Origin of the sequence: Blastococcus sp. Marseille-P5729 (assembly GCF_900292035.1) — a bacterium.
Lineage (GTDB): Bacteria > Actinomycetota > Actinomycetes > Mycobacteriales > Antricoccaceae > Cumulibacter.
In genome coordinates this window covers 37,379-55,988 of sequence record NZ_OMPO01000002.1, presented here as the reverse complement: position 1 = coordinate 55,988, position 18,610 = coordinate 37,379, and the positions used below count along the sequence as shown (strand labels likewise).

Sequence of the window (18,610 nt, the reverse complement as noted above, 5' to 3'; positions counted from 1 at the left end):
TTTTATCCAACGGAGCCGCACTCGTGTCATCGGTCAACGCCTCGTCCCAGCCTGCACCACGCGTGACGGTCCCCGCGGGCACCTCGGCGCAGACCGTCGTCAACGACGAGGGCTTCGAGCAGAAGGGCGCCAAGGCCGCGATCGTCGTCCGTGACGGTGACGCGCTGCGCGACCTCGCCTGGGTTCCCGAGCAGGACACCGAGGTCGAGGTCGTGCTGGCCGACACCGACGACGGCCGCAGCGTCATCCGCCACTCGACCGCGCACATCCTGGCCCAGGCCGTGCAGGCCATCAACCCCGAGGCCAGGCTCGGCATCGGCCCGCCGATCACCGATGGCTTCTACTACGACTTCCAGGTCGACGAGCCCTTCACCCCGGAGGACCTGCAGGCAATCGAGAAGCAGATGAAGAAGATCATCAAGTCCGGCCAGCGGTTCGTCCGCCGCCGGTACGACTCGCTCGAGCAGGCGCGTGCTGAGCTGGCGAACGAGCCGTTCAAGGTCGAGCTGATCACCGACAAGGGCACCGGGACATCCGCCGACAGCGAGGTCATGGAGGTCGACTCCTCCGGCGAGCTCACGATCTACGACAACGTCGCGATGCGCGGCGGGGACTGCGTCTGGGGCGACCTGTGCCGCGGCCCGCACGTGCCCAGCACCCGCTACCTGAACGCATACAAGATCATGCGGTCGGCTGCGGCGTACTGGCGCGGGAAAGAGGGCAACCCGCAGCTGCAACGCATCTACGGCACCGCCTGGGAGACCGAGGAGGCGCTCGATGCCTACCTGCACCGTCTCGAGGAGGCCGAGCGGCGCGATCACCGCCGCCTCGGCGTCGAGCTCGACCTGTACTCATTCCCCGACGAGCTCGGCTCCGGCCTGCCGGTGTTCCACCCCAAGGGCGGCGTCATCAAGCGCGAGATGGAGGACTACGTCCGTGCCCGCCACATCGAGGAGGGCTTCGAGTACGTCGGCACCCCACACATCTCCAAGGACGGGCTGTTTCACACCTCCGGCCACCTGCCCTACTACGCCGACACGATGTTCCCGCCGCTCGTGGTCGACGAGGAGACCGACGCGGACGGCGAGGTCACCAAGCCCGGCCAGGAATACCGCCTCAAGGCGATGAACTGTCCGATGCACAACCTGATCTACCGCTCCCGTGGTCGCTCCTACCGCGAGCTGCCGATGCGGTTGTTCGAGTTCGGGCACGTCTACCGCTACGAGAAGTCCGGCGTCGTCCACGGCTTGACCCGCGTGCGCGGGTTCGCCCAGGACGACTCGCACTCGTACGTCATGCCCGAACAGGCCGCGGAGGAGATCAAGAACCTGCTGGAGTTCATCCTCGGGCTGCTGCGCGACTTCGGCATGGACGACTTCTTCCTGGAGCTGTCCACCCGCGACGACGACTCGACCAAGTTCATCGGCTCGGGCCAGCAGTGGGCCGAGGCGACGAAGGTTCTGGAGGACGTCGCCATCGCCTCCGGTCTCGAGCTCGTCCCCGACCCGGGCGGCGCGGCGTACTACGGCCCGAAGATCTCCGTGCAGGCCCGTGACGCGATCGGCCGCTCGTGGCAGATGTCGACGATCCAGTACGACTTCAACCAGCCCGAGCGCTTCGAGCTGGAGTACCAGGCGCCGGACGGTTCTCGTCAGCGCCCGGTGATGATCCACGCCGCGAAGTTCGGCTCGATCGAACGATTCATGGGAGTGCTTGTCGAGCACTACGCCGGCGCCTTCCCCGCGTGGCTGGCACCGGTCCAGGTCGTCGGCATCCCGATCTCCGCCGAGCAGGGCGACTACGTGCAGGACGTCGTCGACCGGCTACGGGCGCAGGGGATCCGCGCCGAGGCCGACCACTCCGACGACCGCATGCAGAAGAAGGTCCGGACCCACACCCTGCAGAAGGTGCCATTCATGCTGCTCGCCGGCGGCAAGGACGTCGAGGCAGGCGCCGTCTCGTTCCGCTTCCGCGACGGCAGCCAGCGCAATGGCGTACCGGTCGAGCAGGCGATCGATGAGATCGTGAGCTGGGTACGCTCGCGGCGCAACGATCCGCCGTCCGGCGAGTCCGAGTTCCCGACCGGCCGTAGCCGATAGCCGAGGCAGTGATGGACGACCCCCGCAAGGACGGCTTCGACCGGCTCTGGACGCCGTACCGGATGGCCTACATCAAGGGCGAAAACAAACCATCCGATCCCGAGGACCTCGAGGGATGCCCGTTCTGCTCCATCCCGAGGATGAGCGACGAGGACGGCCTGATCGTCGCTCGGGGTGAGCTCGTGTACGCCGTGCTGAACCTTTATCCGTACAACGCCGGGCATCTGCTCGTCGTCCCCTACCGGCACGTGCCCGACTACACCGACATCGATGCGGACGAGGTCGCCGAGTACGGCGCGTTCACCCAGAAGGCGATGCGGGTGATCCGAATGGTGTCCGCGCCGCAGGGCTTCAACCTGGGCATGAACCAGGGCGCGGTCGGGGGCGCCGGCATCGCCGCGCACCTGCACCAGCACGTTATTCCCCGCTGGGGCGGCGACACCAACTTCATGCCCGTCATCGCCGGCACCCGCGTGCTGCCGCAGCTGCTGTCGGACACGCGCGCCCTGCTGGCCGAGGCCTGGTCCGCAGAGCCGTATCCTGGCTCGTAATGCTCAACGACTCCCCGGCGCGGGACTTCTTCGGCCGCGTCTTCAAACCCATCGGCGAGGCGCTCAGCAAGGTCGGGGTGCATCCGAACACCGTCACGATCGTCGGCACGCTCGGGACGATCCTGGCTGCCTTCCTGCTCGTGGGCCGCGGGCACCTGTTCGCGGGATGCCTGGTCATCACCTTCTTCGTGTTCCTCGATCTGCTGGACGGCGCGATGGCCCGCGCGACCGGCAAGGTGTCCAAGTTCGGCGCCGTCCTCGATGCCACCGGCGACCGGCTGTCGGACGCGGCGATCTTCGCCTCGATCGCGTACTGGTACGGCATGCAGAAGGACGATGCGTGGCTGCTCACGGCAGCACTGCTATGCCTGGTACTCGGGCAGGTCACGTCGTACGTGAAGGCGCGTGCCGAGGGCGTGGGCCTGAGCTGCAATGTCGGCATAGCCGAGCGGGCAGAACGGTTGATCATCGCGCTGGTCGGGCTCGGCCTGCAGGGCGTCGGCGTCCCGTACGTGCTGGACGCCGCGCTCTGGCTGCTGACGGCGATCTCGGCGTACACGGTGTGGCAGCGGATGCGCACGGTCTATCTGCAGTCGTCGGCCGAGCTGGCCGAGAAGCGGCCGGCATGAGCGGCCGTGCGGACGCAGATGCTCGCGCCGTCGGTCGGCGCGAGCGACTGCTGGACCGCGGGTTCGCCGCCGGCTGGGCAGTCGTCCCGCGGCTGCCGCGACCCGTCGCCGCCGGAGCCTTCGACCTCGCCGCCGCGGCCGTCGTCCGCAAGCCCGGCGGGTTCGCGCAGCTACGCGCCAACCTCCGCCAGGTGATCGGACCGCACCCGACCGAGGCCGAGCTCGACGCGTTGCTGCGCCGGGCCGTGGCCTCCTATACGCGCTACTGGCGTGAGGCCTTCCAGCTGCCGACCATGGACCCGGCTGAGGTCGACCGCCGTACCGAAACTACCGGTTGGGAGAACGTCGAGGCCCCGTTGGCGCAGGGCCGGGGCGTGGTGATCGCGTTGACCCATTCGGGCAACTGGGACGCCGCGGCGGTCGTGTACTGCAAGGCCCGTGGTCTGCCGATGACGACCGTGGCCGAGCGGCTGCGCCCTGAGTCGCTGTTCGAGCGCTTCAAGGCCTACCGGGAGTCTCTCGGGATGGACGTCGTACCACTTACCGGGGGCGCCGAGCCGTCGGTCGCGGTCCTGAAGCGGGTGCTGAACGCGGGGGAGAGCATCACGCTGCTGGGCGATCGCGACCTGCAGGGCAACGGGGTGAGCGCCGAGCTCTGCGGACGTCGGACGACGATGCCGTCGGGCCCGGCGCTGCTAGCGCTGCAGACCGGCGCGGCGCTGATCCCGCTCGAGCTGGGATTCACTGCCGAGGGCTGGCGGACTGTGTACTACCCCGAGATCGTCATGCCCTCCGAGGGCCGGCTGCGTGAGCGGGTGATGTCGGGCATCGGCCAGCTCGCTGAGATCTACACGGACCTGATCCGGCGCAACCCGCAGGACTGGCACATGCTGCAGAAGATCTGGCCGGACGTGTGAACGAGCGGCCGTTGCGCATCGGCATGGTCTCGCCGTACTCCTGGGATGTCCCCGGCGGCGTGCAGTTCCACATCCGCGACCTCGCCGAGACGCTGCTCGCACAGGGGCACCACGTCAGCGTGCTCACGCCGGTGCAGCGATCAGAGGACCTGCCCGACTACGTCGTCGACGCGGGCCGCGCCGTGCCGATCCGTTACAACGGATCGGTGGCGCGCATCCAGTTCGGGGTCGTCTCGGGCGCCCGCGCGCGCAGCTGGCTCACCCGCGGCGAGTTCGACGTGATCCATGTGCACGAGCCGCAGACCCTGAGCCTCTCGCTGATCGCCTGCATGATGGCCAGCTGCCCGATCGTCGCGACCGTACACGCGGCGACCGAGCGGTCGCGCACCCTCGCGGCCCTGCAGGCGCCGCTGCAGCCCTTCCTCGAGCGCATCTCCGGTCGGATAGCGGTCAGCGAGCTGGCGCGCAGACTGCAGGTCGAGCATCTGGGCGGCGATGCCGTGCTGATCCCCAACGGCGTGTTCGTCGAGCCGTTCGCCACCGCCGAGCCGATCCCGGCGTTGTGCGACGGCCGCCCGACGATCGGCTTCCTCGGCCGGTTCGACGAGCCTCGGAAGGGCCTGCAGGTGTTGCTGCCGGCCATGGTGCGAGTGGTCCGGGAGCTCCCCGGCGTCCGGCTGGCCATCGCCGGCCGCGGCGACGAGGCTCAGCTCGTCGCCGAGCTGCCGGTCGAGCTGGCCGACAGCGTCGACGTCCTCGGCCCGTTGTCGGAGGGCGACAAGGCCCGCTTCCTGCGCTCACTGGATGCCTACTGTGCACCCAACACGGGCGGGGAGTCGTTCGGGATCATCCTCGCCGAGGCGATGGCGGCCGGCGCTCCGGTCATCGCCAGCGACATCGACGCCTTCCGGCGGGTGCTCGACGACGGGCGGGCGGGCATGCTGACCGCGGTCGGGGACAGCGACGCGCTGGCCTCCGGCCTGATCGCCACCCTGACCGACACCGCCGCGACCGAGGCGCGGCGGGCTGCGGCCGCCGAGGTGGTGAAGCAGTACGACTGGTCGGTCGTGGCCCGTAAGGTGCTCGCGGTCTACCGCACCGTCGTCGGCCGCTAGGACCGGAAGGACTCCTCGATCGTGCGGGAGGGGGTCGGCGACCGAGACCGCCCGGCCCATGACGCGGCGCTGCACGACCTGCAGATGAAGTACGCGGAGATCATCGACGAGGCGGACGCCGTCCGCTATCTGAAGGGGATCGGCCCAGTAACCTCGTGAGCTGTGGTCTGGTTGATCGTCGGCGTCCTCGTGCTCGCCGCGCTCGCGGTGTGGGTGACCTGGACCGCCGGTCGCATCGACCGGCTGGGTGCCCGCTGTGAGGCGGCGTGGCAGAGCCTGGACGCCGCACTGCTGCGCCGGGCCGCGTCGTTGCGTGATGCGCTCGACGAGTACCCCACGCACCGGCCTGTGGGCGGTGAGATCATCCACCGCGCACTGGATGCCGACCGTGACCAGCGGGCCGCCGCCGAGAACGCCGTGTCGGCGCTGATCGCGCGGCTCCCGATAATCAACGACGCGCTGGCGGAGGCCTGCACCAGGGTGCGGGTGGCGCGCACCTTCTACAACGATGCGGTGCGCGCGTCCGCCGCGCTGCGCTCCCAGCGGGTGCCGCGGATGCTCGGGCTCGGGCGCAGCATCCCCCTCCCGTGCTACTTCGACATCGATGACGAGCCCGGGGCCGCCGGCTACTGATCGACCGCAGCAGCCGGTGCCGCCGGATACCACCGACGTACGATGACCTCGACTCATCACCACGGACGGAGGGCTGGCCCAGTGCCGCAGATCCTTGCTGCTCCCGGCGTACGCCGCGGCTCGCGCATCATGCTCATCGCGCTGATGGTGCTCGCCTGCCTGACGATCTTCGGCCGAGTGCCGGCCAACGCCGAGTACGGTGACCGGATCACGTCGTACGACATCCAGTACGTCGTCGATCCGGACGGGACCGTGCACGTCACCGAGACCATCGACTACTCCTTTGCCGGCTACGGGCGGCACGGCATCTTCCGGGACCTGCTGGTGCGGGTGGAGTACAACGAGGACGAGGACCGGATCTACGAGATCTCGAATATGGAGATCTCCAGCCCCACGGGCGCGCCGACGTCGTACTCGGTCAACCAGAAGACCAGCTTCGACCGGCGGACGGTCTACGACTCGTACCAGATCGGATCGGCGAACCAGACCGTCGGCCCCGCGGAGACCTACGTGCTGAGCTACGAGATCAAGGGCGCGCTCAATGCCCAGGAGGACGCCGACACCGAGCTGTACTGGAATGCGACCGGCAACAACTGGGACGCCCAGATCGACCAGGTGACGATCAGCGTCGAGGTGCCCGGCGGCGCCACGCAGGTGGCGTGCTGGATGGGGGAGCAGGGCTCCGATGCCAGCTGCGACTCTGCGCAGACCGCGGACGACGGATCGGCCACCTTCACCGCGTCGTCGCTGGCCAACGGCTCCCACTGGGGCGTCACCATCGACGTGGGCATCGACCGGAACGAGGTCCAGGCCGACAAGATCATCGTCGAGCGGCCCACCTTCCTCAACTCGACCGGTTTCACCCCGGTCAACATGGGCATCGGTGCCGCCGCGATCGCGGCGGTCGCCGGATACGGGCTCTACACGCGTCGGGAGTCGCGTGATCGACGGTTCGCTGGTGTGCCCCCGGGCGTGGTGCCGGACGCCGCGCGGTCTCGCAGCCGCGGCGCCGGCGCCCGCACGGTCGCCGACGACGGCTCGATCGTGCCGCCAGTGGCCTTCTCCCCACCCCGAGGCGTCAGCCCGGCGGAGGCGAGCTATCTGCGGCGCCCGGGGCCCGACCCGGATCAGCTGTCGGCGACGATCCTCGATCTCGCGCAGCGCGGCGCCGTCCGCGTCATCGGAAACGAGCGCGAGGACAGCCGCAAGCTGCAGCTGGCCGATGCCTCGAAGGCCATCTATCCGCACGAGGAACAGCTGCTCGCCCGGGTCTTCGAGGACGGCAACGTCATCTCGCTGTCCAACGACGTCTCGCCCGGCGTCAACCCGCCGCTGTACGTGCCGGCGCGCGAGCTCCGCTCGGGCCTGGCGCAGCAGATAGCGCGACGGAACTGGTTCAGCCGCGGGTTGGGCGGCAACCGCTCCAAGCTGCGCGGCTTCGGCATCTTCCTGCTGGGCGGCGGGATAGTCCTCCTCGCGTGGGCGTTCATGCAGTACGCCGGCGGGGGTGCGAGCACGAATGCCGGCATCTGGGGCGCCGGCGGCATCATCGCCGGAGCGCTGCTGCTGATCATCTCGCGCACCGGCCGCGGACAGGGACGCACCGCCACCGGACGCGCCGTGATGGACCAGGTGGAGGGCTTCGAGCTCTACCTACGTACCGCCGAGGCTGATCAGCTGAAGTTCGAGGAGGGCGAGGACATCTTCTCCAAGTACCTGCCCTGGGCGGTCGTGTTCGATGTGACCGAGCGCTGGACCAAGGTCTGCGCCCAGCTCAGTGCCGCGGGCCGGATCCCGGCCCAGCCGTACTGGTACTACGGGCCGTGGGACCCGCTGCACTCGTACATCTGGATCTCGTCGTTCAACAACCACGTGGGCTCGGCGTCCGCGGCTCCCACCCCGGTGCCGAGCGCCGGAAGCGGCGGCAACAGCGGGTTCTCCGGGTTCGGCGGCGGGTCCGGGTTCGGCGGAGGCGGCTTCTCCGGCGGGGGCGGCGGCGGAGGTGGCGGCGGCTCCTGGTGACTCGCCGGCCGCCGTTCGACGCGGCCCGGGAACCGATGCTTATCACGAGCCCTCCTACCGACCACTTCACGGCGGAGGATCGGCGGCCGTCGGCCGGCAGCACCGTGGGGCGTGAGGAGCAGCGCCATGCAGCGGTCGGTACTACTACCTCGTATCACCCGCACGGGCACTCTGGTGCTGCTGGTCATCGTCGCGATCTCGACGCTGCCTGCGGGACCGTCCGCGCCCGCGACGGGCCGGGACCGCATCGCGGCGTATGACTTCCAGTACGTCGTCGATCCCGACGGGACGGTGCACGTCACCGAGCCGATCGACTACGTGTTCGGCGCCGGCGGGAACCACGGCATCATTCGCGAGTTGCTGACGAGGACGCCGTACGACGAGGACCGCGACCGCCGGTACGTGATCGAGAACTTTATGGTCTCGAGCCCCACCGGGGCATCGTCCGAGGTGCTGCTGAGCCACCGCTCGAGCACTGACCACCACACCGAGTACGCCGAGTACCGTATCGGGACGGTCACCGAGACCGTCGATCCGGCCGAGACCTACGTGCTGAGCTACGACGTGGTGGGCGCGCTCAACGCGCAGGAGGGCGACACCGAGCTGTACTGGAATACGACCGGCAACAGGTGGGTCGCCCAGATCGATCAGGTGACCGTCACGGTAACGGTCCCCGGGGGCGCGCGGCAGATCGGCTGCTGGGTAGGGCCGGCGGGCTCGAACACGCCATGCGAGCAGGCGGCCGCCCCAAGGTCGTGACAGAGGACGGCTCGATCACGCCCCCGGTGGCATTCTCGCCGCCCAAGGGCGTCAGTCCCGCCGAGGCGGGTTACTTGCGCAAGGGCAGTCCAGGAGCGGACCAGCTGGCCGCCACGATCCTCGATCTCGCGCAGCGTGGAGTGCTGCAGGTCGGGGCGTCGAATGGCGGCAACCGGGTGCTCACCCTGGTTGACTGGTCGAAGGCGACCCGTCCGCACGAGACCGCGCTGCTGCGCGACCACCAGGCGAGCCAGTGTGGGGTCGTCCTCGTCGAACATCTGGGCGTGGGCCATGAACCCAGCCTAGGTGAGGAGCGGAGTGCCGCCCATGGACGTGATCCAGCGGTCGCGGGCCCGCCCCGGGGTGTCGTCCTCGTCAAGGATGACGCCCTCATAGTCCCAGTCGCCCTTGACTTCGCCAGACTGTGGGTTGTAGGTGGTGATGATGCGCTCGGGGGGTTGCGGCAGGAGTTTCAGTGCCTTGCCCAGGGCGCGATGTTCGTCGCGGGCCAGGTCGCTGACCAGTTGGTGGGGGTCGTAGTCCCGGTTGGCGTCGGCCTCGGCGAGGTCGTAGGCGTCCACGAACGTGCCGTTGAAGCGGAAGAAGGCCGTGGTTTCCAGGGCGCCGTGGTTGATCAGGGTGTAGATCCAGATCGTGTCCACCGCTGGGTCACCCTCGATGTAGTTGACCGCTGCCTGCAGGGTGTGTTTGGTGTAGGCCTCGTATGCGTGCTGCACCTGTTCGTTGGACGCCTCGCTCATGCTTCCTCCATCGGTTGGCTTGTTGGTGGATGGGTGGTCCCGATGGGTCCTGGAGCCCGGGGCTCACCTGACGGTGGCGTGCCTGACGGTGGCGTGCCGCCGGGTCAGCTCAGCGCCGGCTTGCGAGCGTCGCTCCCCATCGGGTTACTGGTCGAAGGTTTGTTTGAACGGTTCACCGTCGATTTCGTACCTGACAGTGAAGCCTGTTGGTCTACTGCCACTACCGTAGTGGACCTCGGTGAACACCTCGACCTTCTTGCCCGAGTTCAGGGCATCGGCCCACTTTTGCTCCATGTTGTTCCAGGCGCCCTGGTTGAGGTCACGGGCCTGGGCGACGATGTTGTCCAACCCGCCGGCGCCGTCGAAGCGGTCAGCGAACAGGTGGCCAGCGTCATCACCGGTGACCTTGCCGGCTGGTTTGGAGTTGTGGCTGCCGCGCTTCTGGCCCTCGGGCTTGAGCTTGAGGTCGCCGTAGGCGCCGCGAATGCGGCCCTTGTCGTCGGTGACGTACTCATAGCGGGGCTTTCCCTTGCCGGTCTTGCCGCCGCTGTAGTGCTGGTTCGGGGCCAGCCCGGTCTCGGTCGAGCGGCTGCGCTTGGCCTTGGGCAGCGGGGCGTCGGCAGCCTTCACCCAGGTGCGCAGCGCGGTCCAGCGTGCCGACTGGTTCAGCCGGCAGAGCACGCGGTGGCGATCGATCTACCGGCTTCTCGGAGTCTTCCTGGTGATCTTCGCCATCCCCGTGCTCACCGGGACGGTGAGTCGTTTCAACCGGCACCACGAGGGCAGTGCCGCGGGGGTGTGGTCTGCGATCGTGATGTCGGCCGGGGTGCTGATGATCGTGCTCACGCTCCGGGTGCGTGGGCGCGGCCGCAGCGCCACGGGCCGGGCAGTGCTCGATCAGATCGACGGCTTCGAGACATACCTGAGGACGGCGGAAGCCGACCATCTGCAGTTCGAGGAAGGTCAGGACATCTTCTCGAGGTATCTGCCGTGGGCGATGATCTTCGGCGTCGTCGAGCGTTGGACGCGAGTCTGTGCCGAGCTCAGCGCCGCGGGGCGTATCCCCGAGCAACCCGGCTGGTACTCCGGAGACTGGAAAAGCGCCTCGCCCAGCTGGCTGGTCAACTTCTCGTCCACTGTCCAATCGGTGAGCACCGTAGCGCGTTCGTCGAGCAGCGGGTCCAGCGGAGGCTCTGCCTTCAGTGGCGGAGGATCCTCCGGCGGCGGGGCGGGAGGCGTGGTGGTTCCTGGTGACCCTGTCACGGGTGTGCGGCTAAGGTGACTGCAGACGCGTCGAAAGGAATGCTGATGAGCGAGCAGATCACCCCACACCCGGTCGGCAAGGCACCCTGGAGCACCGACGGCATCGAGCGCGACGCCGACGGGATTGCCCACTACACCGAGCTTCCGGCCTCGCTCATCGCCCTGTTCCAGGAGCAGGTCGAGCAGCGACCGGACGCCGAGTGCATCATCGAGGTGGGCGGCGGCCGGATGACCTATCGCGAGGTGTGGGACGCTGCCGCACGGGTCGCTGGCGGGCTTCGCGCTGCCGGCGTCCAGGACGGAGACCGGGTCGCGATCCTCACCCCAGCGGGCAACGACTGGGTACTGGCGTTCTGGGGAGCCCTCCTCGCGGGCGCGGTCGCCGTCCCGGTCAACACCCGCTTCGCCCAGCCGGAGATCGACTACGTGCTCGAGGACTGCGGAGCCTCGTTCGTATTCGGCGCCGGAGAGCCGCTGCCGAACGGCGATCCGTATGTCGCCGAGGGCAAGGACCTGCAGGACCTCGCGGGGATCTTCTACACCTCGGGCACGACCGGCCGTCCCAAGGGCGCGCAGACCACGCACGAGGCCTTCTTGACCAACACCGAGAACATGTGTCGCGGCATGGGCTTCGACCGTACGATCGGCGCGGACTACCGAACGCTGATCTCGGTGCCGCTGTTCCACGTGACCGGCTGCAACAGCCAGTTGCTCGTGGCGATGTACGTCGGCGGTGCCAGCGTGATCCTGCCCGAGCTGAACGTGATTACCCTGATGCAGACGATCGTCGACGAGCGGATCTCCGCCGTGACGACCGTTCCGGCGGTCTACAAGCTGATGATGCTGAACCCGGAGTTCTCGTCGTACGACATGAGCGGCGTCCGGTGGGTCGGTTACGGCGGCGCCCCGATCGCCCCTGCCCTGGTGCACCAGCTGCGGGAGGCCTTCCCGCAGGCCGGGCTGAAGAACGGCTTCGGCATGACCGAGTCCGCGTCGCTGATGACGGTCCTGCCCGACCAGTTCGCGGCTGATCACGCCGATACCGTCGGGTTCGCGATGCCAGTGGTAGATCTGGCGATCGACCTGCCCGACGAGTCGGGCGTGGGCGAGCTGCTCGCGCGAGGACCGAACATCACGACCGGTTACTGGAACAAGCCCGACGCAACTCTCGACGCCTTCGACGGGGATTGGTTGCATACCGGCGATCTGGCTCGGATCGATGATGACGGCTTCGTTCGGATCGTGGACCGGGCGAAGGACATGATCAACCGCGGCGGTGAGAACGTCTACTGCGTAGAGGTGGAGAACGCGCTGGCCGCGATTCCCGGCGTGGCCGAGTCGGCGGTAATCGCCGTGCCCGACGAGGTGATGGGGGAGAAGGTCGGGGCGGTCGTCGTCCCCGCTCCGGGTGCTGAGCTGGACCCGAAGGACATCGTGCGTCAGCTCGAGGGTGCGCTCGCCGACTTCAAGATCCCGCAGTTCATCCACATCGCCGGCGAGCCGCTTCCGCGCAACCCCGGCGGCAAGGTGCTCAAGCCGGGCCTGCGCAAGCAGACGCAGTGGGGCGCGCCGCTGCGCTGATCGGGCTCACGCTCGGTCGACGATGCCGAGCAGGTCGTTGCGCCAGGTGATGACCCCGTCTGAGTCGACGACGGGTCTCCAGGGAAGCTGGTGCTTTGCACGATGATGCTCGCGGCACAGCACCTGAAGGTTCGGCGGAGCAGTCTGTCCCTCGGGTGGCGCATCGTCACGGTAGGGCTCGAGGTGATCGAGGTCGAGCGAGGCGACTCGCTGGCAGCCCGGGAACCGGCAGTGCCCGTCCCGGGCCAGGACTGCTGCTCTGAGGCGCTCGGACGGCTGCCGGCGACCGACGTCCAGGGGCTGGCCGCTCACCGGATCGATGACGATCCGGCGCAGCTGTGCATCCCGCGCCAACCGGCGGGCAGCGTCGTCCGGAATCGGCCCCACGCCGCGCACTACTGCCGTCTGGTTCTGGTGACTCGACGCGCCGCCGGCGTCGGCGAGCACATCCAGGGGAACCGTGACGTCGACCCTCGCCGTGCCCGGGTCGGGAATCGTCAGGTCGAGGCACGCACCCAGCAGCCGGATGGCGCGCCAGATGTCCTGCGCGACGTCGTTCTGCGGCTCGTCGACGACGACGAAGCCGCCCTCCTCGTCGAACGAGGCCACCGTCATGCCGGCGTTGCACTGCGCCGCGGGCGAAAGCGCCGCCGGACCGGTGAAGCAGGCGAGGAAGGAATCAGCCCGGCGCTGCTCCAGGGTTCTCGGGTCGTCGTCCGTTGCCGTCCCCGCCAGATCGTTGAGCAGCGCGTCGATCGCGGCAGCCTGGACGGCGGGCAGTGAGCCGTGCAGGTTGGTCATGCCGTCGAGCGTCTTGCCGAAACGCACGTACCGACCGGCAAAGCCTGCTCGCCGCTTCCGCGCCGTCTCCGGCGGCTTCCCAGCCTGCTTCAGCGCCGTATCAAGGCGGTTGCCCACTGCTCGCGCCGTGGCCCTGGTGGCGCCCGGGCCGGTCCGACCGCTGGCGCATAGCGGAGCGGCACAGACCTCGGCGTCCAGCTGCGAGCGTTGCTCCGGTGCGAGCTCGGCGGTGGCATCGACGATGCGGCGGGCCAGATATCCCATGAGCTCACCACGATCGAGCCGGTCGAGGGTGTGCGGCATCTCGTGAACCAGCCGTACCGACTCCTCGACGCGGTGCTTCGCAGCAGCAGCGGAAATGCGTAGTACGACGGCGAGATCGACGCCGGTGATCTGTGATCGGGAGAGAACGGTGCTGGCCTTGCCGTCCAGATGGCGGAGTGTCTCGCCGGGCGCTGTGTCGCCATCGAGGAGCGCGCGATGCGAACGCGCGTAGGCCTCCGCGATGAGCCGCGACTTCGACGCTTCGACAGAGGATGCGATCGACTCGATCGCATCTACTCCAGCGATTGCCGTTCGGTAGGCGTCGGGCTGATCCTCGTCGGTCGTGGTGGACTCGTCAGCGAGGTCGAGCACGCGCCGAGCCAGCCGCGCAAGCTCACGCTGCGCTGAGTTTCCAGCCTCCAGGGCACAAAGACGAGCAGTCGCGTCGTACGCCCCGCTCGTGCCGATGCCATCGGGCTGGATCGCTGTCATACAAGGAAATTTACCCGCACCTACAGACATTTCCGACCGGCACGAGGTTGTGCACAGCCCGTTACTTCCTATACACAGCAGGCGACCGGTTCGGCGACTTCTTGTCGGACCATCGTGGCAAGGGCGTAACGGATCAGGTGAGCCAGCCGTCTATACCGGCCGGCCGGGAGGTGGCCTCTGCGGCCTCCACCGCGGCCAGGATTCGGGGAACCGCTGCCTGTAGGCGATCCGGCTCGAGCGTCAGCGGTAGCCGAAGGTAGTTGTCCATCGTCCCGTCCGGTCCGAACCGGGTTCCCGGGACGATCACCACACCGAAGCGCGGAGCGATCCGCGCCGCGTCGGTGGCCACTGCCTGCGGCAGCCGGACCCACATCGTCGCGCCGCCGGGCGGATGAATGACGTCCCAGTCGGGAGCGAGATCGGCGATCGCCCCCGCCAGGACGTCACGGCTTACCCGGAGCCGCGCCACCTGGTCCGCGACCAGCGTGTCGAGCTGGTCCATGAGCTCGAGCGCGATCAGCTGGTCGAGGAGGGAACCGGACATGTCGCCCAGCGCCCGCGCGACGCCCAGACGCGCCACTACCGAGGGCCCTGCCCGGACCCACCCGATCCGCAGGGCACCCCACACCGGTTTCGATAGTGAGCCGATCGACACCCCCGAGCCGCTGGTGTCGAAGTAGGACATCGGCGGGGGCATCTCGAGCTCGTCCAGGGCCATGAGCCGGAAGGACTCGTCGACGATGACCGAGGTGCCGGCCTGGTCGGCAGCCTCCATGACGACCGACCGGGTGGCGGCGTCCATCAGCGCACCGGTGGGGTTCTGAAAGTCCGGGATGAGGAAGGCGGTGCTGGCCGCACTCTGCCGGAAGGCGGACTGGATGAGGTCGTGCATCCACGGCTGCTCATGGCCGGGCAGCAGACCAACGGGAGCGGGGACCCTTCCCAGATAGCGAATCAGGTCCAGCGCCATCGGGTACGTGGGCGACTCGATGATGACGCGGTCGAGGGCATGGCTCAGGTCGCCGAACGCCAGCGAGAAGCCGTGCTGGGCCCCGTTCGTCACGAGGATCTGGTCGGCGGACGTGTCGACGCCGTCCGCCGTGTAGCGATCGGCAATCCGCTCCCGCAGCTCGCCGATGCCCATCGGGAAGTAGCCGTCGGTCCGGTAGAGCGCCCGCATTCGTTCGACGGCGCGGTCGACTGCATCATCGAGCAGATCGTGCGGTGCGTATCGGCCCGCAGTGGTCAGGTCGATGATGTCGGCGTCCGGGTCGACCGGCGTGCGCGCCGGAATCAGGCCGTTCTCGTAGAAGTTCCCGCTGCTGACCGTGATGACGCTGCCCGAGCCGCGCCGGCTGGCCAGCCAGCCCTCGTCGCGCAGCGCGGAGTAGGCGCCGGCCACCGTCGTCCGCGACACGCCGAGCGCTGCGGCCAGCTCACGCTCGGCGGGCAGCCGTGCCCCGATCGACAGCCGTCCGTCCAGGACCGCCTGACGGATCGCGCTCGCGAGCTGGCGGTAGGCAGGGCCGGACGCCGAATGCCAATCCCCGATGAGCGCGCCGAGAACGACAGCAGATGGGCGCACATTGCTGGACATTCAGGCCACTATTCTCCAGGTGGATATGGATTACCAGTCCAGTATGCCGACAGGGTGGACGAGTGATCAACGCCTTCCCATCTATGAAGGCCACCCTGCCGCGGGTCTTCCTGCCCGTGCCGGCCGACCGGTGGCCGCGCCGCGCCATCCAGCTGTTCACAGGTCTCTCGTTGTTCGGCATCGGCATGGCGATGCAGGTACGTGCGGCGTTCGGCCTGGACCCCTGGAACGTGCTGCACGAGGGCCTCGCCAAGCGCACCGGGCTCAGCTTCGGCACGGTGCTGGTGATCGTCGGACTGCTGGTCATAGCGCTCTGGATCCCGCTACGGCAGCGACTCGGGATCGGCACGATCGCGAACGCCGTCTGGGTGGGAATCGCCGCCGATCTCACGCTGTGGGTGGTGCCGCCGAGCGAGCTGCTCGCCATCCGGATCCCCGAGATCGTCTTCGGTGTGGCGGGTGTCGGGTTCGCGGGGGCGCTCTACATCGGCGCTGGACTTGGGTCCGGCCCTCGAGACGGGCTGATGATGGGGTTGCACGAGCGCGGGTTCGGCTCGATCCGACTGATGCGTACCCTGATCGAGCTCAGCGTCCTGGCGATCGGCTGGTTGCTGGGCGGCACGGTGGGCATCGCCACCGTGCTGTTCGCCCTGGCGATCGGCCCGCTCGTGCAGCTGTTCCTTCCCTGGGTGGCGATCGAGGGCTTGCGATCGTCCGTCCCGGCCGGGCCGAACGACGCTCCGGAGGGGTCGTGAGCTAGGCGCAGACCACCCAGTGAAGGCCGTGACGCTGCAGCGTGAGCCGGTGACCATGGCACGCCAGCGCGCCCTCGAACAGACGCTGCCAGATCTGCGCGACTACCTCGGACGAGCCGGGGCGAACGAACACCGACGCCTGCTGGTCGACCGTGAACGTCGCGCCGTCCGCAGAGGAGGTCACCTCACAGGCAGTCCCGTGCCCGCGCAGCAGCTCGGCGAGCACCGCGGCACCGGCGTTCGTCCGGAAGGTGTTGGTCCATGCTCGGATTATTGCGGCACTGGGCGGTAGGCGCCGCCATCGAGTACCCTGTCGCGTGTTCTTTTCACGCGCCCGGCCGGCGCGAATCGCGACACAGAAGGGCGGCGCATGAGCGGGCATTCCAAATGGGCGACCACCAAGCACAAGAAGGCCGTGATCGACGCCAAGCGAGGCAAGCTGTTCGCCAAGCTGGTCAAGAACGTCGAAGTCGCGGCCCGCACTGGTGGTGGCGACCCGGACGGAAACCCGACGCTGTTCGATGCGATCACCAAGGCCAAGAAGAACTCGGTGCCGAACGACAACATCGAGCGCGCGCGCAAACGCGGCGCGGGTGAGGAAGCCGGCGGGGCCGACTGGCAGACCATCATGTACGAGGGCTACGGGCCGTCGGGCGTGGCGATGCTCATCGAGTGCCTCACCGACAACAAGAACCGCGCCGCCAGCGAGGTGCGCACGGCGATGACCCGCAACGGCGGCCAGATGGCCGACCCGGGCTCGGTCGCCTACATGTTCAGCCGCAAGGGCGTGGTGATCCTGCCCAAGAACGGCCTCGGTGAGGACGACGTCCTGGAGGCCGTGCTGGATGCCGGCGCTGAGGAGGTCAACGACCTGGGGGAGTCCTTCGAAGTCGTGAGCGAGGCGACCGACCTGGTCGGCGTCCGCGAGGCCCTGCAGCAGGCCGGTCACGACTATGACTCGGCCGAGTCGAGCTGGCTGCCGAGCGTCAGCGTTCCGCTCGAAGCCGAGCCGGCGCAGAAGGTCTTCAAGCTCATCGAGGCGCTCGAGGACTGCGACGACGTGCAGAACGTCTACGCCAACTTCGACGTCTCCGACGAGGTCATGGCCCAGATCGACCACTAACCTCCCCGGCGTGTTCGGCCGGGCCGGGGCCGCTGAATGACCTACGCTGACATCTCGAACAGGTGTGCGAGAAAGGGCGTCGGATGAGAGTTCTGGGGGTCGATCCCGGGCTGACCCGGTGCGGTCTCGGCGTCGTCGAAGGACGCGCCGGCAAGCCGCTGGTGCACCTGCACCACGCCGTCACCCGCACGCCCTCCGACCTCGAGGTCGCCAAACGGCTCGTGCTCATCGCCGAGGCGATCCAGCACCACATCGAGATCTATCGCCCCCAGGCGGTCGCCATCGAGCGGGTCTTCAGCCAGCACAACACTCGCACCGTCATGGGCGTCGCGCAGGCATCCGGCGTCGTCCTGCTGCATGCGGCCCAGGCGGGAGTCCCGGTCTTCCTCTACACCCCGTCCGAGGTCAAGGCCGCCGTGACCGGCTCGGGCCGGGCAGACAAGGCCCAGGTGCAGCTGATGGTCGCCCGCGTGCTGCGCCTACCGGATCCCCCCACGCCGGCGGATGCCGCCGACGCGCTCGCCATCGCCACGTGCCACATCTGGCGCGGGGCCGCGGTCAGCCGCTACCAGCAGGCGCTGGCGGCCGCTGGCGCGAAGGCGGGAGGCCGATGATCGCCTCGCTGACCGGAACGGTCCGCAGTCTGGGCCCGAGCGCCGCTGTCATCGAGGTCAGTGGGGTGGGCATGCTCGTGCACTGCGCTCCGGGCACCCTCGCGCGGCTTCGCGTCGGAGAGCAGGCGAACGTGTCTACCAGCCTCGTGGTGCGTGAGGACTCGTTGACGCTGTACGGCTTCGCCGACGACGACGAGCGTGAGCTGTTCGAGCTGCTGCAGACTGCCAACGGCGTCGGACCGAAGGTCGCGCAGGCTGTGCTCTCGACCCTTCCGGTGCACGAGGTGCGCGCTGCGATCTCGCTCGGCGAGATCGGCGTGCTGACCCGGGTCCCGGGCATCGGCAAGAAGGGCGCCGAGCGGATGGTCCTCGATCTGCGCGACAAGGTCGGCATGCTCGCTGCACCCGCGACGCCCGGCGGCGAGCCGACTCCGATCGCCCCGGTCGCACCATGGCGCGAGCAGCTGCTTGGTGCGCTGACGGGTCTGGGCTGGTCGAGCGGTGAGGCCGAGGGTGCGGTCGACGCCCTCGAGCCGCAGGCGGCCGAGGCGATCGAGCGCGACGGGCGGGTGGAGGTCGCCGTCCTGCTGCGCGCCGCCCTGCGCTCGCTGAGCAAGTAGGCATACTGGCCAGG

General features: G+C 68.6%; 20 protein-coding genes and 1 pseudogene. 16 read left to right on the top strand and 5 right to left on the bottom strand.

Annotated elements, in window-relative coordinates; translation table 11 throughout:
- Nucleotides 1–62: 62 nt before the first annotated feature.
- The 10 genes and pseudogenes from thrS to DAA40_RS16990 all read left to right on the top strand — a co-directional run.
- Complete coding sequence (thrS, locus tag DAA40_RS08795) at nucleotides 63–2,099, top strand: threonine--tRNA ligase (protein WP_106850082.1); 2,037 nt, start codon at nucleotides 63–65, stop codon at nucleotides 2,097–2,099.
- A gap of 11 nt (nucleotides 2,100–2,110) precedes the next feature.
- Nucleotides 2,111–2,650, top strand: a complete 540-nt coding sequence (locus DAA40_RS08790) for an HIT domain-containing protein (protein ID WP_106849391.1) — start codon at nucleotides 2,111–2,113, stop codon at nucleotides 2,648–2,650.
- Nucleotides 2,650–3,279 (top strand): phosphatidylinositol phosphate synthase, encoded by a 630-nt coding sequence (gene pgsA / locus DAA40_RS08785; RefSeq protein WP_106849390.1) that lies wholly within the window; start codon nucleotides 2,650–2,652, stop codon nucleotides 3,277–3,279. The genes DAA40_RS08790 and pgsA overlap by 1 nt, the downstream gene beginning before the upstream one ends.
- Nucleotides 3,276–4,196: a phosphatidylinositol mannoside acyltransferase gene (locus tag DAA40_RS08780; RefSeq protein WP_106849389.1), complete on the top strand. Its 921-nt coding sequence runs from the start codon at nucleotides 3,276–3,278 to the stop codon at nucleotides 4,194–4,196. The genes pgsA and DAA40_RS08780 overlap by 4 nt, the downstream gene beginning before the upstream one ends.
- Complete coding sequence (locus DAA40_RS08775; RefSeq protein WP_234356304.1) at nucleotides 4,193–5,311, top strand: glycosyltransferase family 4 protein; 1,119 nt, start codon at nucleotides 4,193–4,195, stop codon at nucleotides 5,309–5,311. The genes DAA40_RS08780 and DAA40_RS08775 overlap by 4 nt, the downstream gene beginning before the upstream one ends.
- Nucleotides 5,312–5,332: 21 nt before the next feature.
- A complete protein-coding gene (locus tag DAA40_RS16180) occupies nucleotides 5,333–5,470 on the top strand; it encodes a hypothetical protein (protein WP_158716336.1) in 138 nt (45 codons plus the stop codon).
- A 3-nt stretch (nucleotides 5,471–5,473) separates the two neighbouring features.
- Nucleotides 5,474–5,944 (top strand): NUDIX hydrolase, encoded by a 471-nt coding sequence (locus tag DAA40_RS08770; RefSeq protein WP_106849388.1) that lies wholly within the window; start codon nucleotides 5,474–5,476, stop codon nucleotides 5,942–5,944.
- An 81-nt stretch (nucleotides 5,945–6,025) separates the two neighbouring features.
- Nucleotides 6,026–7,966, top strand: a complete 1,941-nt coding sequence (locus DAA40_RS08765) for a DUF2207 domain-containing protein (protein WP_158716335.1) — start codon at nucleotides 6,026–6,028, stop codon at nucleotides 7,964–7,966.
- Nucleotides 7,967–8,092: 126 nt separating this feature from the next.
- Nucleotides 8,093–8,725, top strand: coding sequence for a DUF2207 domain-containing protein (locus DAA40_RS08760; RefSeq protein WP_106849386.1), 633 nt, complete (start codon nucleotides 8,093–8,095; stop codon nucleotides 8,723–8,725).
- Nucleotides 8,695–8,949, top strand: a pseudogene (locus DAA40_RS16990) (hypothetical protein); the annotation flags it as partial. The gene DAA40_RS08760 and the pseudogene DAA40_RS16990, both read left to right, overlap by 31 nt.
- Nucleotides 8,950–9,027: 78 nt before the next feature.
- On the opposite strand, the gene DAA40_RS08750 reads toward DAA40_RS16990, so the two are convergent.
- Together DAA40_RS08750 and DAA40_RS08745 are read right to left on the bottom strand one after the other, a co-directional pair.
- On the bottom strand, nucleotides 9,028–9,486 hold the full coding sequence (locus tag DAA40_RS08750; RefSeq protein ID WP_106849385.1) for a hypothetical protein: 459 nt from the start codon (nucleotides 9,484–9,486) through the stop codon (nucleotides 9,028–9,030).
- 144 nt (nucleotides 9,487–9,630) lie between these two features.
- Nucleotides 9,631–10,116: a DNA/RNA non-specific endonuclease gene (locus tag DAA40_RS08745; protein WP_158716334.1), complete on the bottom strand. Its 486-nt coding sequence runs from the start codon at nucleotides 10,114–10,116 to the stop codon at nucleotides 9,631–9,633.
- Nucleotides 10,117–10,120: 4 nt separating this feature from the next.
- Here DAA40_RS08745 and DAA40_RS08740 point away from each other — a divergent pair, with 4 nt between their 5' ends.
- On the top strand, nucleotides 10,121–10,768 hold the full coding sequence (locus tag DAA40_RS08740) for a DUF2207 domain-containing protein (RefSeq protein ID WP_158716333.1): 648 nt from the start codon (nucleotides 10,121–10,123) through the stop codon (nucleotides 10,766–10,768).
- A 26-nt stretch (nucleotides 10,769–10,794) separates the two neighbouring features.
- Nucleotides 10,795–12,330 (top strand): class I adenylate-forming enzyme family protein, encoded by a 1,536-nt coding sequence (locus tag DAA40_RS08735; RefSeq protein ID WP_106850079.1) that lies wholly within the window; start codon nucleotides 10,795–10,797, stop codon nucleotides 12,328–12,330.
- A gap of 6 nt (nucleotides 12,331–12,336) precedes the next feature.
- On the opposite strand, the gene DAA40_RS08730 is transcribed toward DAA40_RS08735, so the two are convergent.
- Nucleotides 12,337–13,887 (bottom strand): HNH endonuclease signature motif containing protein, encoded by a 1,551-nt coding sequence (locus tag DAA40_RS08730; RefSeq protein WP_158716332.1) that lies wholly within the window; start codon nucleotides 13,885–13,887, stop codon nucleotides 12,337–12,339.
- A gap of 133 nt (nucleotides 13,888–14,020) precedes the next feature.
- Nucleotides 14,021–15,484, bottom strand: coding sequence for a PLP-dependent aminotransferase family protein (locus tag DAA40_RS08725; protein WP_106849382.1), 1,464 nt, complete (start codon nucleotides 15,482–15,484; stop codon nucleotides 14,021–14,023).
- A 62-nt stretch (nucleotides 15,485–15,546) separates the two neighbouring features.
- Between DAA40_RS08725 and DAA40_RS08720 the strand changes: the two genes are divergently transcribed.
- Nucleotides 15,547–16,239: a YitT family protein gene (locus tag DAA40_RS08720; RefSeq protein WP_199849669.1), complete on the top strand. Its 693-nt coding sequence runs from the start codon at nucleotides 15,547–15,549 to the stop codon at nucleotides 16,237–16,239.
- 1 nt (nucleotide 16,240) lies between these two features.
- Here the strand turns inward: DAA40_RS08720 and DAA40_RS08715 are convergent, their stop codons facing one another.
- Entirely contained in the window at nucleotides 16,241–16,465 is a 225-nt protein-coding gene (locus DAA40_RS08715) for a hypothetical protein (RefSeq protein ID WP_106849380.1), read from the bottom strand.
- Between the two features lie 144 nt (nucleotides 16,466–16,609).
- On the opposite strand from DAA40_RS08715, the gene DAA40_RS08710 reads away from it, so the two are divergent.
- From DAA40_RS08710 to ruvA, 3 genes are all read left to right on the top strand, one after another.
- Nucleotides 16,610–17,362, top strand: a complete 753-nt coding sequence (locus tag DAA40_RS08710) for a YebC/PmpR family DNA-binding transcriptional regulator (RefSeq protein WP_106849379.1) — start codon at nucleotides 16,610–16,612, stop codon at nucleotides 17,360–17,362.
- A gap of 83 nt (nucleotides 17,363–17,445) precedes the next feature.
- Nucleotides 17,446–17,976: a crossover junction endodeoxyribonuclease RuvC gene (gene ruvC / locus DAA40_RS08705; RefSeq protein ID WP_106849378.1), complete on the top strand. Its 531-nt coding sequence runs from the start codon at nucleotides 17,446–17,448 to the stop codon at nucleotides 17,974–17,976.
- Nucleotides 17,973–18,596, top strand: coding sequence for a Holliday junction branch migration protein RuvA (ruvA, locus tag DAA40_RS08700; RefSeq protein WP_106849377.1), 624 nt, complete (start codon nucleotides 17,973–17,975; stop codon nucleotides 18,594–18,596). Before ruvC ends, ruvA begins: the two co-directional genes overlap by 4 nt.
- The last annotated feature ends 14 nt before the right edge of the window (nucleotides 18,597–18,610 follow it).